This window comes from Escherichia sp. SCLE84 (assembly GCF_012584495.1).
Taxonomy (GTDB): domain Bacteria; phylum Pseudomonadota; class Gammaproteobacteria; order Enterobacterales; family Enterobacteriaceae; genus ECMA0423.
Genome location: NZ_CP051430.1, coordinates 2,914,534 through 2,930,375, shown reverse-complemented (window position 1 = coordinate 2,930,375; position 15,842 = coordinate 2,914,534). Strand labels below are relative to the sequence as shown.

Annotated in this window: 6 protein-coding genes, 1 tRNA gene, 3 rRNA genes and 1 pseudogene; 8 read left to right on the top strand and 3 right to left on the bottom strand. The window is 50.7% G+C overall.

Annotated elements, in window-relative coordinates:
• Window positions 1-2: 2 nt before the first annotated feature.
• Window positions 3-1,592 carry a bifunctional phosphoribosylaminoimidazolecarboxamide formyltransferase/IMP cyclohydrolase gene (purH, locus tag HGD79_RS14300; RefSeq protein WP_001187566.1) on the bottom strand — a complete coding sequence of 530 codons (1,590 nt, stop codon included), beginning with the start codon at window positions 1,590-1,592 and terminating at the stop codon, window positions 3-5.
• A 614-nt stretch (window positions 1,593-2,206) separates the two neighbouring features.
• Between purH and HGD79_RS14295 the strand changes: the two genes are divergently transcribed.
• The 4 genes from HGD79_RS14295 (at window position 2,207) to rrf (ending at window position 7,218) form a co-directional block, all read left to right on the top strand.
• Window positions 2,207-3,748: ribosomal RNA gene (locus tag HGD79_RS14295) — 16S ribosomal RNA — on the top strand.
• Between the two features lie 85 nt (window positions 3,749-3,833).
• Window positions 3,834-3,909: transfer RNA gene (locus tag HGD79_RS14290), tRNA-Glu, on the top strand.
• Between the two features lie 193 nt (window positions 3,910-4,102).
• Window positions 4,103-7,008: ribosomal RNA gene (locus HGD79_RS14285) — 23S ribosomal RNA — on the top strand.
• A 94-nt stretch (window positions 7,009-7,102) separates the two neighbouring features.
• Window positions 7,103-7,218, top strand: a 5S ribosomal RNA gene (rrf, locus tag HGD79_RS14280).
• Together the 16S, 23S and 5S rRNA genes with 1 tRNA gene alongside form the textbook arrangement of a ribosomal RNA operon.
• A 117-nt stretch (window positions 7,219-7,335) precedes the next feature.
• On the opposite strand, the gene HGD79_RS14275 is transcribed toward rrf, so the two are convergent.
• On the bottom strand, window positions 7,336-7,779 hold the full coding sequence (locus HGD79_RS14275) for an acetyltransferase (RefSeq protein WP_000236960.1): 444 nt from the start codon (window positions 7,777-7,779) through the stop codon (window positions 7,336-7,338).
• Window positions 7,780-7,935: 156 nt separating this feature from the next.
• Here HGD79_RS14275 and metA point away from each other — a divergent pair, with 156 nt between their 5' ends.
• The 4 genes from metA to aceK all read left to right on the top strand — a co-directional run bounded on the left by metA (window position 7,936) and on the right by aceK (window position 14,085).
• Complete coding sequence (gene metA, locus HGD79_RS14270; RefSeq protein WP_001122789.1) at window positions 7,936-8,865, top strand: homoserine O-succinyltransferase; 930 nt, start codon at window positions 7,936-7,938, stop codon at window positions 8,863-8,865.
• Window positions 8,866-9,132: 267 nt separating this feature from the next.
• Window positions 9,133-10,734, top strand: coding sequence for a malate synthase A (gene aceB, locus HGD79_RS14265; RefSeq protein ID WP_168848429.1), 1,602 nt, complete (start codon window positions 9,133-9,135; stop codon window positions 10,732-10,734).
• 29 nt (window positions 10,735-10,763) lie between these two features.
• Window positions 10,764-12,068 carry an isocitrate lyase gene (aceA, locus tag HGD79_RS14260; protein ID WP_000857856.1) on the top strand — a complete coding sequence of 435 codons (1,305 nt, stop codon included), beginning with the start codon at window positions 10,764-10,766 and terminating at the stop codon, window positions 12,066-12,068.
• Between the two features lie 280 nt (window positions 12,069-12,348).
• Window positions 12,349-14,085, top strand: coding sequence for a bifunctional isocitrate dehydrogenase kinase/phosphatase (gene aceK, locus HGD79_RS14255; protein WP_001137214.1), 1,737 nt, complete (start codon window positions 12,349-12,351; stop codon window positions 14,083-14,085).
• On the opposite strand, the pseudogene HGD79_RS14250 reads toward aceK, so the two are convergent.
• Window positions 14,054-15,627, bottom strand: a pseudogene (locus tag HGD79_RS14250) (ShET2/EspL2 family type III secretion system effector toxin). The gene aceK and the pseudogene HGD79_RS14250 overlap by 32 nt on opposite strands.
• Window positions 15,628-15,842: the final 215 nt, after the last annotated feature.

Below are 15,842 nucleotides of genomic sequence, written 5' to 3'. Positions count from 1 at the left end.
CATTAATGGCGGAAGTGGCGCATGTCGGTGAAGAGCATCGCAATACCGTGCTCGTCGGCGGCGGCAATCACTTCGTCATCACGGATGGAACCGCCAGGCTGGATTACGCAGGTCACGCCCGCAGCGGCGGCGGCATCAATACCGTCGCGGAACGGGAAGAACGCGTCAGAAGCCATCGAGGAACCTTTCACTTCCAGGCCTTCATCGGCAGCTTTAATACCGGCGATTTTCGCGGAGTACACGCGGCTCATCTGGCCCGCGCCAATACCGATGGTCATATTGTTTTTGGCATAGACGATAGCATTGGATTTCACGAACTTCGCCACTTTCCAGCAGAACAGCGCATCGCGCAGTTCCTGTTCGGTCGGCTGACGTTGGGTGACGACGCGCAGTTCTTCCGCACCGACCATCCCCAGGTCACGATCCTGAACCAGCAGACCGCCGTTCACGCGTTTGAAATCAAGACCCGGAACACGCTCGCCCCACTGACCGCAGGTCAGAACGCGTACGTTCTGCTTGGCGGCGGTGATTTTCAGGGCTTCTTCGCTGGCGGAAGGCGCAATAATCACTTCGACAAACTGACGAGAAATGATGGCCTGTGCGGTTTCCGCATCTAGCTCGCGGTTAAAGGCAATGATGCCGCCGAATGCGGAGGTTGGGTCGGTTTTGTACGCGCGATCGTAAGCATCAAGAATGGAATTGCCGATAGCTACACCGCAAGGGTTGGCGTGCTTCACAATCACACATGCCGGCTCGGCGAACTCTTTCACGCACTCCAGCGCCGCATCGGTATCGGCGATGTTGTTATAAGAGAGGGCTTTACCCTGAACCTGGGTTGCGGTAGCAACGGAGGCTTCTTTCACATTCTCTTCTATATAGAAGGCAGCCTGCTGGTGGCTGTTCTCGCCGTAACGCATATCCTGCTTCTTAATGAAGTTCAGGTTCAGCGTGCGTGGGAAGCGACCAGCGGCTTCTTTGCTTTCACCGTGGTACGCCGGAACCATGCTGCCGAAGTAGTTGGCAATCATGCTGTCGTAGGCGGCAGTGTGTTCGAAGGCTTTGATGGCGAGGTCGAAACGGGTTGCAAGCGTCAGCGATCCTTCGTTGTCATCCATCTCTTTAATAATGGCGTCGTAGTCGCTGCTCTTCACCACGATTGCGACATCTTTATGGTTCTTAGCGGCGGAGCGCACCATGGTCGGGCCGCCGATATCGATGTTCTCAACCGCATCTTCCAGCGAGCAACCTTCACGGGCCACGGTCTGGGCGAACGGATACAGGTTAACAACCACCATATCGATAGGCTGGATCTGATGTTCTTCCATAATGGCATCGTCCTGGCCGCGACGGCCCAGAATGCCACCATGTACTTTCGGATGCAGGGTCTTCACGCGTCCATCCATCATCTCCGGGAAACCGGTGTAATCGGAAACTTCGGTTACCGGCAGACCTTTTTCTGCTAACAGACGGGCAGTGCCCCCTGTAGACAGCAGCTCCACACCGCGTGCGGAAAGTGCCTGGGCGAATTCGACGATACCGGCTTTGTCAGAAACACTGAGCAGAGCGCGGCGGACTGGACGACGTTGTTGCATGGTAAATCCCCTGGATTTGACTATTACAGAGAGCGTTAGCTGAATTTTTCGCGAAAAACTCAGCTAACGCCCCTAACGGGGCATCCTTATTTTTCGCCCGCATTGTAACGAAAACGTTTGCGCAACGCTCGCGAATTTTTCTCTTTCAATGGTGATCACAATTTTGACAGTGGTTACCGTGGGAAAAATACAGAAATTACATTGATGATTGTGGATAACTCTGTGCGTAAAAAGGTATAAAGCGGGGTTTTGCTGGGGAATGCAGCAGTCAGTCATTTTTCTGCAATTTTTCTATTGCGGCCTGCGGAGAACTCCCTATAATGCGCCTCCATCGACACGGCGGATGTGAATCACTTCACACAAACAGCCGGTTCGGTTGAAGAGAAAAATCCTGAAATTCAGGGTTGACTCTGAAAGAGGAAAGCGTAATATACGCCACCTCGCGACAGTGCGCTAAAGCGCGTCGCAACTGCTCTTTAACAATTTATCAGACAATCTGTGTGGGCACTCGAAGATACGGATTCTTAACGTCGCAAGACGAAAAATGAATACCAAGTCTCAAGAGTGAACACGTAATTCATTACGAAGTTTAATTCTTTGAGCATCAAACTTTTAAATTGAAGAGTTTGATCATGGCTCAGATTGAACGCTGGCGGCAGGCCTAACACATGCAAGTCGAACGGTAACAGGAAGCAGCTTGCTGCTTCGCTGACGAGTGGCGGACGGGTGAGTAATGTCTGGGAAACTGCCTGATGGAGGGGGATAACTACTGGAAACGGTAGCTAATACCGCATAACGTCGCAAGACCAAAGAGGGGGACCTTCGGGCCTCTTGCCATCGGATGTGCCCAGATGGGATTAGCTTGTTGGTGGGGTAACGGCTCACCAAGGCGACGATCCCTAGCTGGTCTGAGAGGATGACCAGCCACACTGGAACTGAGACACGGTCCAGACTCCTACGGGAGGCAGCAGTGGGGAATATTGCACAATGGGCGCAAGCCTGATGCAGCCATGCCGCGTGTATGAAGAAGGCCTTCGGGTTGTAAAGTACTTTCAGCGGGGAGGAAGGGAGTAAAGTTAATACCTTTGCTCATTGACGTTACCCGCAGAAGAAGCACCGGCTAACTCCGTGCCAGCAGCCGCGGTAATACGGAGGGTGCAAGCGTTAATCGGAATTACTGGGCGTAAAGCGCACGCAGGCGGTTTGTTAAGTCAGATGTGAAATCCCCGGGCTCAACCTGGGAACTGCATCTGATACTGGCAAGCTTGAGTCTCGTAGAGGGGGGTAGAATTCCAGGTGTAGCGGTGAAATGCGTAGAGATCTGGAGGAATACCGGTGGCGAAGGCGGCCCCCTGGACGAAGACTGACGCTCAGGTGCGAAAGCGTGGGGAGCAAACAGGATTAGATACCCTGGTAGTCCACGCCGTAAACGATGTCGACTTGGAGGTTGTGCCCTTGAGGCGTGGCTTCCGGAGCTAACGCGTTAAGTCGACCGCCTGGGGAGTACGGCCGCAAGGTTAAAACTCAAATGAATTGACGGGGGCCCGCACAAGCGGTGGAGCATGTGGTTTAATTCGATGCAACGCGAAGAACCTTACCTGGTCTTGACATCCACGGAAGTTTTCAGAGATGAGAATGTGCCTTCGGGAACCGTGAGACAGGTGCTGCATGGCTGTCGTCAGCTCGTGTTGTGAAATGTTGGGTTAAGTCCCGCAACGAGCGCAACCCTTATCCTTTGTTGCCAGCGGTCCGGCCGGGAACTCAAAGGAGACTGCCAGTGATAAACTGGAGGAAGGTGGGGATGACGTCAAGTCATCATGGCCCTTACGACCAGGGCTACACACGTGCTACAATGGCGCATACAAAGAGAAGCGACCTCGCGAGAGCAAGCGGACCTCATAAAGTGCGTCGTAGTCCGGATTGGAGTCTGCAACTCGACTCCATGAAGTCGGAATCGCTAGTAATCGTGGATCAGAATGCCACGGTGAATACGTTCCCGGGCCTTGTACACACCGCCCGTCACACCATGGGAGTGGGTTGCAAAAGAAGTAGGTAGCTTAACCTTCGGGAGGGCGCTTACCACTTTGTGATTCATGACTGGGGTGAAGTCGTAACAAGGTAACCGTAGGGGAACCTGCGGTTGGATCACCTCCTTACCTTAAAGAAGCGTTCTTTGAAGTGCTCACACAGATTGTCTGATAGAAAGTGAAAAGCAAGGCGTCTTGCGAAGCAGACTGATACGTCCCCTTCGTCTAGAGGCCCAGGACACCGCCCTTTCACGGCGGTAACAGGGGTTCGAATCCCCTAGGGGACGCCACTTGCTGGTTTGTGAGTGAAAGTCACCTGCCTTAATATCTCAAAACTCATCTTCGGGTGATGTTTGAGATATTTGCTCTTTAAAAATCTGGATCAAGCTGAAAATTGAAACACTGAACAACGAAAGTTGTTCGTGAGTCTCTCAAATTTTCGCAACACGATGATGAATCGCAAGAAACATCTTCGGGTTGTGAGGTTAAGCGACTAAGCGTACACGGTGGATGCCCTGGCAGTCAGAGGCGATGAAGGACGTGCTAATCTGCGATAAGCGTCGGTAAGGTGATATGAACCGTTATAACCGGCGATTTCCGAATGGGGAAACCCAGTGTGATTCGTCACACTATCATTAACTGAATCCATAGGTTAATGAGGCGAACCGGGGGAACTGAAACATCTAAGTACCCCGAGGAAAAGAAATCAACCGAGATTCCCCCAGTAGCGGCGAGCGAACGGGGAGCAGCCCAGAGCCTGAATCAGTGTGTGTGTTAGTGGAAGCGTCTGGAAAGGCGCGCGATACAGGGTGACAGCCCCGTACACAAAAATGCACATGCTGTGAGCTCGATGAGTAGGGCGGGACACGTGGTATCCTGTCTGAATATGGGGGGACCATCCTCCAAGGCTAAATACTCCTGACTGACCGATAGTGAACCAGTACCGTGAGGGAAAGGCGAAAAGAACCCCGGCGAGGGGAGTGAAAAAGAACCTGAAACCGTGTACGTACAAGCAGTGGGAGCACAGAGCAATCTGTGTGACTGCGTACCTTTTGTATAATGGGTCAGCGACTTATATTCTGTAGCAAGGTTAACCGAATAGGGGAGCCGAAGGGAAACCGAGTCTTAACTGGGCGTTAAGTTGCAGGGTATAGACCCGAAACCCGGTGATCTAGCCATGGGCAGGTTGAAGGTTGGGTAACACTAACTGGAGGACCGAACCGACTAATGTTGAAAAATTAGCGGATGACTTGTGGCTGGGGGTGAAAGGCCAATCAAACCGGGAGATAGCTGGTTCTCCCCGAAAGCTATTTAGGTAGCGCCTCGTGAATTCATCTCCGGGGGTAGAGCACTGTTTCGGCAAGGGGGTCATCCCGACTTACCAACCCGATGCAAACTGCGAATACCGGAGAATGTTATCACGGGAGACACACGGCGGGTGCTAACGTCCGTCGTGAAGAGGGAAACAACCCAGACCGCCAGCTAAGGTCCCAAAGTCATGGTTAAGTGGGAAACGATGTGGGAAGGCCCAGACAGCCAGGATGTTGGCTTAGAAGCAGCCATCATTTAAAGAAAGCGTAATAGCTCACTGGTCGAGTCGGCCTGCGCGGAAGATGTAACGGGGCTAAACCATGCACCGAAGCTGCGGCAGCGACGCTTATGCGTTGTTGGGTAGGGGAGCGTTCTGTAAGCCTGTGAAGGTGTACTGTGAGGTATGCTGGAGGTATCAGAAGTGCGAATGCTGACATAAGTAACGATAAAGCGGGTGAAAAGCCCGCTCGCCGGAAGACCAAGGGTTCCTGTCCAACGTTAATCGGGGCAGGGTGAGTCGACCCCTAAGGCGAGGCCGAAAGGCGTAGTCGATGGGAAACAGGTTAATATTCCTGTACTTGGTGTTACTGCGAAGGGGGGACGGAGAAGGCTATGTTGGCCGGGCGACGGTTGTCCCGGTTTAAGCGTGTAGGCTGGTTTTCCAGGCAAATCCGGAAAATCAAGGCTGAGGCGTGATGACGAGGCACTACGGTGCTGAAGCAACAAATGCCCTGCTTCCAGGAAAAGCCTCTAAGCATCAGGTAACATCAAATCGTACCCCAAACCGACACAGGTGGTCAGGTAGAGAATACCAAGGCGCTTGAGAGAACTCGGGTGAAGGAACTAGGCAAAATGGTGCCGTAACTTCGGGAGAAGGCACGCTGATATGTAGGTGAAGTCCCTCGCGGATGGAGCTGAAATCAGTCGAAGATACCAGCTGGCTGCAACTGTTTATTAAAAACACAGCACTGTGCAAACACGAAAGTGGACGTATACGGTGTGACGCCTGCCCGGTGCCGGAAGGTTAATTGATGGGGTCAGCGCAAGCGAAGCTCTTGATCGAAGCCCCGGTAAACGGCGGCCGTAACTATAACGGTCCTAAGGTAGCGAAATTCCTTGTCGGGTAAGTTCCGACCTGCACGAATGGCGTAATGATGGCCAGGCTGTCTCCACCCGAGACTCAGTGAAATTGAACTCGCTGTGAAGATGCAGTGTACCCGCGGCAAGACGGAAAGACCCCGTGAACCTTTACTATAGCTTGACACTGAACATTGAGCCTTGATGTGTAGGATAGGTGGGAGGCTTTGAAGTGTGGACGCCAGTCTGCATGGAGCCGACCTTGAAATACCACCCTTTAATGTTTGATGTTCTAACGTGGACCCGTGATCCGGGTTGCGGACAGTGTCTGGTGGGTAGTTTGACTGGGGCGGTCTCCTCCTAAAGAGTAACGGAGGAGCACGAAGGTTGGCTAATCCTGGTCGGACATCAGGAGGTTAGTGCAATGGCATAAGCCAGCTTGACTGCGAGCGTGACGGCGCGAGCAGGTGCGAAAGCAGGTCATAGTGATCCGGTGGTTCTGAATGGAAGGGCCATCGCTCAACGGATAAAAGGTACTCCGGGGATAACAGGCTGATACCGCCCAAGAGTTCATATCGACGGCGGTGTTTGGCACCTCGATGTCGGCTCATCACATCCTGGGGCTGAAGTAGGTCCCAAGGGTATGGCTGTTCGCCATTTAAAGTGGTACGCGAGCTGGGTTTAGAACGTCGTGAGACAGTTCGGTCCCTATCTGCCGTGGGCGCTGGAGAACTGAGGGGGGCTGCTCCTAGTACGAGAGGACCGGAGTGGACGCATCACTGGTGTTCGGGTTGTCATGCCAATGGCACTGCCCGGTAGCTAAATGCGGAAGAGATAAGTGCTGAAAGCATCTAAGCACGAAACTTGCCCCGAGATGAGTTCTCCCTGACTCCTTGAGAGTCCTGAAGGAACGTTGAAGACGACGACGTTGATAGGCCGGGTGTGTAAGCGCAGCGATGCGTTGAGCTAACCGGTACTAATGAACCGTGAGGCTTAACCTTACAACGCCGAAGGTGTTTTGGCGGATGAGAGAAGATTTTCAGCCTGATACAGATTAAATCAGAACGCAGAAGCGGTCTGATAAAACAGAATTTGCCTGGCGGCCGTAGCGCGGTGGTCCCACCTGACCCCATGCCGAACTCAGAAGTGAAACGCCGTAGCGCCGATGGTAGTGTGGGGTCTCCCCATGCGAGAGTAGGGAACTGCCAGGCATCAAATTAAGCAGAAGGCCCAGTCGGAAGACTGGGCCTTTTTGCGCTGGTGCAGAAAAAGGTCGGATGCGACGCTGGCGCGTCTTCTCCAGCCTGGGCAGGCACGGCAGGGGCGGCTTATTCCCCCACATACGCCAGATTCAGCAACGGATACGGTTTCCCCAAATCGTCCACCTCAGAGCGTCCCGTAACCTTAAAACCCACCTTCTTATAGAACCCAACCGCCTGCTCATTTTGCTCATTAACGTTGGTTGTCAGTTCCGGTGCCATCGAGAGCGCATGCTCCACCAGCATCCGACCCACGCCGCAGCCGCGCACATCAGGATCGATAAACAGCGCATCCATATGCTGCCCACTTAACAACATAAACCCAACCGGCTGATCCCGTTCATTAACCGCGACCCACAACGGTGCTTCCGGCAGAAAGGAACGAACCAGCTCTTCCAGCTCGGCCCGATACTCTGCTGATAAAAAATCGTGGGTGGCATCGACAGATCGACACCAAATCGCAACGAGTTCCTCCCCTTCCTCATGCTGTGAGCGGCGAATACTAATAACCATTTTCTCTCCTTTTCGTCATTCTTATATTCTAACGTAGCCTTTTCCTTGAAACTTTCTCACCTTCAACATGCAGGCTCGACATTGGCAAATTTTCTGGTTATCTTCAGCTATCTGGATGTCTAAACGTATAAGCGTATGTAGTGAGGTAATCAGGTTATGCCTATTCGTGTGCCGGACGAGCTACCCGCCGTCAATTTCTTGCGTGAAGAAAACGTCTTTGTGATGACAACTTCTCGTGCGTCTGGTCAGGAAATTCGTCCACTTAAGGTTCTGATCCTTAACCTGATGCCGAAGAAGATTGAAACTGAAAATCAGTTTCTGCGCCTGCTTTCAAACTCACCTTTGCAGGTCGATATTCAGCTGTTGCGCATCGATTCCCGTGAATCGCGCAACACGCCCGCAGAGCATCTGAACAACTTCTACTGTAACTTTGAAGATATTCAGGAACAGAACTTTGACGGTCTGATTGTAACCGGTGCGCCGCTGGGCCTGGTGGAGTTTAATGATGTCGCTTACTGGCCGCAGATCAAACAGGTGCTGGAGTGGTCGAAAGATCACGTCACCTCGACGCTGTTTGTCTGCTGGGCGGTACAGGCCGCGCTCAATATCCTCTACGGCATTCCTAAGCAAACTCGCACCGACAAACTCTCTGGCGTTTACGAGCATCATATTCTCCATCCTCATGCGCTTCTGACGCGTGGCTTTGATGATTCATTCCTGGCACCACATTCGCGCTATGCTGACTTTCCGGCAGCGTTGATTCGTGATTACACCGATCTGGAAATTCTGGCAGAGACGGAAGAAGGGGATGCATATCTGTTTGCCAGCAAAGATAAGCGCATTGCCTTTGTGACGGGCCATCCCGAATATGATGCGCAAACGCTGGCGCAGGAATATTTCCGCGATGTGGAAGCCGGACTAGGCCCGGAAGTACCGTATAACTATTTCCCGCACAATGATCCGCAAAATACACCGCGAGCGAGCTGGCGTAGTCACGGTAATTTGCTGTTTACCAACTGGCTCAACTATTACGTCTATCAGATCACGCCATACGATCTACGGCACATGAATCCAACGCTGGATTAATCTTCTGTGATAGTCGATCGTTAAGCGATTCAGCACCTTACCTCAGGCACCTTCGGGTGCTTTTTTATTTCCGAAACGCACCTCAGGAGGTGAATAAATTTTATTCATATTGTTATCAATAAGTTATCAAGTATTTTTAATTAAAATGGAAATTGTTTTTGATTTTGCATTTTAAATGAGTAGTCTTAGTTGTGCTGAACGAAAAGCGCACAACGATCCTTCGTTCACAGTGGGGAAGTTTTCGGATCCATGACGAGGAGCTGCACGATGACTGAACAGGCAACAACAACCGATGAACTGGCTTTCATAAGGCCGTATGGCGAGCAGGAGAAGCAAATTCTTACTGCCGAAGCGGTAGAATTTCTGACTGAGCTGGTGACGCATTTTACGCCACAACGCAATAAACTTCTGGCAGCGCGCATTCAGCAGCAGCAAGATATTGATAACGGAACTTTGCCTGATTTTATTTCGGAAACAGCTTCCATTCGCGATACGGACTGGAAAATTCGTGGTATTCCCGCGGACTTACAAGATCGTCGAGTCGAGATAACTGGCCCGGTTGAGCGCAAGATGGTGATCAACGCACTGAACGCCAATGTGAAAGTCTTTATGGCCGATTTCGAAGATTCACTGGCACCAGACTGGAACAAAGTGATCGACGGGCAAATTAACCTGCGCGATGCGGTTAACGGCACCATCAGCTATACCAATGAAGCAGGCAAAATTTATCAGCTCAAGCCCAATCCAGCGGTTTTGATTTGTCGGGTACGCGGTCTGCACTTGCCGGAAAAACATGTCACCTGGCGTGGTGAGGCAATCCCCGGTAGCCTGTTTGATTTTGCGCTCTATTTCTTCCACAACTATCAGGCACTGTTGGCAAAGGGCAGCGGTCCCTATTTCTATCTGCCGAAAACCCAGTCCTGGCAGGAAGCGGCCTGGTGGAGCGAAGTCTTCAGCTATGCAGAAGATCGCTTTAATCTGCCGCGCGGCACCATCAAGGCGACGTTGCTGATTGAAACGCTGCCCGCCGTGTTCCAGATGGATGAAATCCTTCACGCGCTGCGTGACCATATTGTTGGTCTGAACTGCGGTCGTTGGGATTACATCTTCAGCTATATCAAAACGTTGAAAAACTATCCCGATCGCGTCCTGCCAGACAGACAGGCAGTGACGATGGATAAACCATTCCTGAATGCTTACTCACGCCTGTTGATTAAAACCTGCCATAAACGCGGTGCTTTTGCGATGGGCGGCATGGCAGCGTTTATTCCGAGCAAAGATGAAGAGCGCAATAACCAGGTGCTCAACAAAGTAAAAGCGGATAAAGCGTTGGAAGCCAATAACGGTCACGATGGCACATGGATTGCTCACCCAGGCCTTGCGGATACGGCAATGGCGGTATTCAACGACATTCTCGGCTCCCGTAAAAATCAGCTTGAAGTGATGCGCGAACAAGACGCGCCGATTACTGCCGATCAGCTGCTGACACCTTGTGATGGTGAACGCACCGAAGAAGGTATGCGCGCCAACATTCGCGTGGCAGTGCAGTACATCGAAGCATGGATCTCCGGCAACGGCTGCGTGCCGATTTATGGCCTGATAGAAGATGCGGCGACGGCTGAAATTTCCCGTACCTCAATCTGGCAGTGGATCCATCATCAAAAAACGTTGAGCAATGGCAAACCGGTGACCAAAGCCTTGTTCCGCCAGATGCTGGGTGAAGAGATGAAAGTCATTGCCAGCGAACTGGGCGAAGAACGTTTCTCCCAGGGGCGTTTTGACGATGCCGCACGCTTGATGGAACAGATCACCACTTCCGATGAGTTAATTGATTTCCTGACCCTGCCAGGCTACCGCCTGTTAGCGTAAACCACCACATAACTATGGAGCATCTGCACATGAAAACCCGTACACAACAAATTGAAGAATTACAGAAAGAGTGGACTCAACCGCGTTGGGAAGGCATTACTCGCCCATACAGCGCGGAAGATGTGGTGAAATTACGCGGTTCAGTCAATCCTGAATGCACCCTGGCGCAACTGGGCGCGGCGAAAATGTGGCGTCTGCTGCATGGCGAGTCGAAAAAAGGCTACATCAACAGCCTCGGTGCACTGACTGGCGGTCAGGCGCTGCAACAGGCGAAAGCGGGTATTGAAGCAGTCTATCTGTCGGGATGGCAGGTAGCGGCGGACGCTAACCTGGCGGCCAGCATGTATCCGGATCAGTCGCTCTATCCGGCAAACTCGGTGCCAGCTGTGGTGGAGCGGATCAACAACACCTTCCGTCGTGCCGATCAGATCCAATGGTCCGCAGGCATTGAGCCGGGCGATCCGCGCTATGTCGATTACTTCCTGCCGATCGTTGCCGATGCGGAAGCCGGTTTTGGCGGTGTCCTGAATGCCTTTGAACTGATGAAAGCGATGATTGAAGCCGGTGCAGCGGCAGTTCACTTCGAAGATCAGCTGGCGTCAGTGAAGAAATGCGGTCACATGGGCGGCAAAGTTTTGGTGCCAACTCAGGAAGCTATTCAGAAACTGGTCGCGGCGCGTCTTGCAGCTGACGTGACGGGCGTTCCAACCCTGCTGGTTGCTCGTACCGATGCCGATGCGGCGGATCTGATTACCTCCGATTGCGACCCGTATGACAGTGAATTTATTACTGGCGAGCGTACCAGTGAAGGCTTCTTCCGTACTCATGCGGGCATTGAGCAAGCGATCAGCCGTGGCCTGGCGTATGCGCCATATGCTGACCTGGTCTGGTGTGAAACCTCCACGCCGGATCTGGAACTGGCGCGTCGCTTTGCACAAGCTATCCACGCGAAATATCCGGGCAAACTGCTGGCTTATAACTGCTCGCCGTCGTTCAACTGGCAGAAAAACCTCGACGACAAAACTATTGCCAGCTTCCAGCAGCAGCTGTCGGATATGGGCTACAAGTTCCAGTTCATCACCCTGGCAGGTATCCACAGCATGTGGTTCAACATGTTTGACCTGGCAAACGCCTATGCCCAGGGCGAGGGTATGAAGCACTACGTTGAGAAAGTGCAGCAGCCGGAATTTGCCGCCGCGAAAGATGGCTATACCTTCGTATCTCACCAGCAGGAAGTGGGTACAGGTTACTTCGATAAAGTGACGACTATTATTCAGGGCGGCACGTCTTCAGTCACCGCGCTGACCGGCTCCACTGAAGAATCGCAGTTCTAAGCAACAACAACCGTTGCTGACTGTAGGCCGGATAAGGCGTTCACGCCGCATCCGGCAATCGGTGCACGATGCCTGATGCGACGCTTGCGCGTCTTATCATGCCTACAGCCGTTGCCGAACGTAGGCCGGATAAGGCATTTACGCCGCATCCGGCAATCGGTGCACGATGCCTGATGCGACGCTTGCGCGTCTTATCATGCCTACAACCGTTGCCGAACGTAGGCTGGATAAGGCGTTTACGCCGCATCCGGCAATTCTCTGCTCCTGATGAGGGCGCTAAATGCCGCGTGGCCTGGAATTACTGATTGCTCAAACCATTTTGCAAGGCTTCGACGCTCAGTATGGTCGATTCCTCGAAGTGACTTCCGGGGCGCAGCAGCGTTTCGAACAGGCCGACTGGCATGCTGTCCAGCAGGCGATGAAAAACCGTATCCATCTTTACGATCATCACGTTGGTCTGGTCGTGGAGCAACTGCGCTGCATTACTAACGGCCAAAGTACGGACGCGGCATTTTTACTGCGCGTTAAAGAGCATTACACGCGGCTGTTGCCGGATTACCCGCGCTTCGAGATTGCGGAGAGCTTTTTTAACTCCGTGTACTGTCGGTTATTTGACCACCGCTCGCTTACTCCCGAGCGGCTTTTTATCTTTAGCTCTCAGCCAGAGCGCCGCTTTCGTACCATTCCCCGCCCGCTGGCGAAAGACTTTCACCCCGATCACGGCTGGGAATCTCTACTGATGCGCGTTATCAGCGACCTGCCGCTGCGCCTGCGCTGGCAGAATAAAAGCCGTGACATTCATTACATCATTCGCCATCTGACGGAAACGCTGGGGACAGACAACCTCGCGGAAAGTCATTTACAGGTGGCGAACGAACTGTTTTACCGCAATAAAGCCGCCTGGCTGGTGGGCAAACTGATCACGCCTTCCGGCACGTTGCCCTTCTTACTGCCGATCCACCAGACGGACGACGGCGAGTTATTTATTGATACCTGCCTGACGACGACCGCCGAAGCGAGCATTGTTTTTGGCTTTGCGCGTTCTTATTTTATGGTTTATGCACCGCTGCCCGCAGCGCTGGTCGAGTGGCTACGGGAAATTCTGCCAGGTAAAACCACTGCTGAATTGTATATGGCTATCGGCTGCCAGAAGCACGCCAAAACCGAAAGCTACCGCGAATATCTCGTTTATCTACAGGGCTGTAATGAGCAGTTCATTGAAGCGCCGGGTATTCGTGGAATGGTGATGTTGGTGTTTACGCTGCCGGGCTTTGATCGGGTATTCAAAGTCATCAAAGACAAGTTCGCGCCGCAGAAAGAGATGTCTGCCGCTCACGTTCGTGCCTGCTATCAACTGGTGAAAGAGCACGATCGCGTGGGCCGAATGGCGGACACCCAGGAGTTTGAAAACTTTGTGCTGGAGAAGCGGCATATTTCCCCGGCATTAATGGAATTACTGCTCCAGGAAGCAGCGGAAAAAATCACCGATCTTGGTGAGCAGATTGTAATTCGCCATCTCTATATCGAGCGGCGGATGGTGCCGCTCAATATCTGGCTGGAACAAGTGGAAGGTCAGCAGTTGCGCGACGCCATTGAAGAATACGGTAACGCTATTCGCCAGCTTGCCGCTGCTAACATTTTTCCTGGCGACATGCTGTTTAAAAACTTCGGTGTCACCCGTCACGGGCGTGTGGTTTTTTATGATTACGATGAAATTTGCTACATGACGGAAGTGAATTTCCGCGACATCCCGCCGCCGCGCTATCCGGAAGACGAACTTGCCAGCGAACCGTGGTACAGCGTCTCGCCGGGCGATGTTTTCCCGGAAGAGTTTCGCCACTGGCTATGCGCCGACCCGCGTATTGGTCCGCTGTTTGAAGAGATGCACGCCGACCTGTTCCGCGCTGATTACTGGCGCGCACTACAAAACCGCATACGTGAAGGGCATGTGGAAGATGTTTATGCGTATCGGCGCAGGCAAAGATTTAGCGTACGGTATGGGGAGATGCTTTTTTGAGTAAAGCTTCCATATAATTTTTCTCCGCAATGTATCGAGGGTTATCCGTAAAGCCAAAGCTTTCAGCCATCTTATTTAATGTATTAAGGATTAATTCAGCAATAACCCGGTGACCAAATTCAAAAGCCAACTCAAAGGCAGAGTATTTTTGTGGCGCTTTGTGTTGCCAAAAATCCATAATATCTTCAGCGGTAAATCCAAACAGGCGTGCATGGTCAGATAAAGCAAGATAAACCGTCTCTACAACGTTTTGTTGTTTATGCTGTATCGCTGAAAACAAACCGGGATATTCATTAGAATTATTTGCCAGGAGGAGGGGCTTCATATTTTTTTATCGAATTTAAACGTATTAAAAAGAGTGGGTAATGCGTTAAAAATAGTATTAATAACGTTCATATGTCCACTATTATAGGCAGTCAACATTTCTGTTCTATGTAGTTCTGGCATTTTCTGGAGCTGAATCATCAGTTGCGTAAGTTGGTGATTCTGACCAATTGCCATTAGCAAATTCATCGTTGCTGGTGATAATGGAGGGGTTATTTCATCCACAGATCCTTTTAACATCAATAGCTGTTCTTTCGGAAGTGCTGGAATTATTGCAACAGATTGGTTAATAACATGATCATTTGACCATTTCAGGAGGCTATAATCTACATTCATAAAATCCATCAGAGAATAGTGTTTAATATCCTCTTTGCTTTCGCTCATAATTCTTATTTTATCGTTAGTTACATTAGGATCATAAACCGAAACCACGTAATGGGTACATCCTTCAGTTGTGTTCTTTATTCTTAGCCGGACCGTCAAAGCATGGTTATCCACCAGTAATATGGCTGCCATAACACTGATGCCATTTGATTCCATCTTGTCAAAATATGCTTTCATAACTAGCCCGAAATCACCGCAGGCAGCAACGCAACGCCCCTCAGGACGGCTGGAAACCAACGCCAAAGTCTGGTTTTTGCATTTTTTGTTGAAGTGCGTGAGAAATTTTTCAGCTGAAGAGTAATCATCTTGATGGGGTTTGTAATCAACATTCTGATAAATATCATTAATATATTGTGCAGCAATGTGTCGGCATACTATACGGTTTTGGGGTCGCCCCGGAAAATAACATTGACCATTAAGTTTAATTCTTGGGAATTCTTTTTCTTTTCTATCTGATTTTAGGTTTAATTCTTGTTTATCAAGAGTGTCTGAGCGTTGAGGTAAAATTTCCATTAGGTATTCTTCAAATATTGGGGCAATGGTTTGAGTAAGTGTCGTGTTTTCGTTTTTATTAATTATCGTAATTTCTTTCTTATCAGCTTGTAAGACGGACGTGGAAAATTTAATGACAAAATCCTTGTTACTAAAGATATGACGACCATTTTGTCTACAGTTCTCTGAGAAGCTTTTTAATAGAGGCGTCGCCAGCTCTTTGCCAGAAAATTTATCCTCGAGTTCTTTATAAAACAATTCACTCAGGGTTTGGTGTTCATTTGTCTGGGCTGTATTATTAATATTTGCAGAGAAAGAACTACGAGGGATACGAGTAATCATTTAAATATCTCATTGTTTATTGATGTCTTGAATTTTAACTATCAGAACAGTGAAAAAATTTAATATGATTACAACTAAAGAAATATCATAAATCGCTCAATCTCATAATGCAGCCGTAAAAGTTTCGGTGGAATGAGATCTTGCGATTTTGTTAATGATTAAGTGGTTTGATGTTTAAAAATAATGCTGAGTTAATAAAAGTGTGTGAAGTGTAT

Bases quoted from the DNA above. Each gene is read 5' to 3' on its own strand.
- purH (WP_001187566.1), bottom strand. From the start codon at position 1,592: ATGCAACAACGTCGTCCAGTCCGCCGCGCTCTGCTCAGTGTTTCTGAC.
- HGD79_RS14275 (WP_000236960.1), bottom strand. From the start codon at position 7,779: ATGGTTATTAGTATTCGCCGCTCACAGCATGAGGAAGGGGAGGAACTC.
- metA (WP_001122789.1), top strand. From the start codon at position 7,936: ATGCCTATTCGTGTGCCGGACGAGCTACCCGCCGTCAATTTCTTGCGT.
- aceB (WP_168848429.1), top strand. From the start codon at position 9,133: ATGACTGAACAGGCAACAACAACCGATGAACTGGCTTTCATAAGGCCG.
- aceA (WP_000857856.1), top strand. From the start codon at position 10,764: ATGAAAACCCGTACACAACAAATTGAAGAATTACAGAAAGAGTGGACT.
- aceK (WP_001137214.1), top strand. From the start codon at position 12,349: ATGCCGCGTGGCCTGGAATTACTGATTGCTCAAACCATTTTGCAAGGC.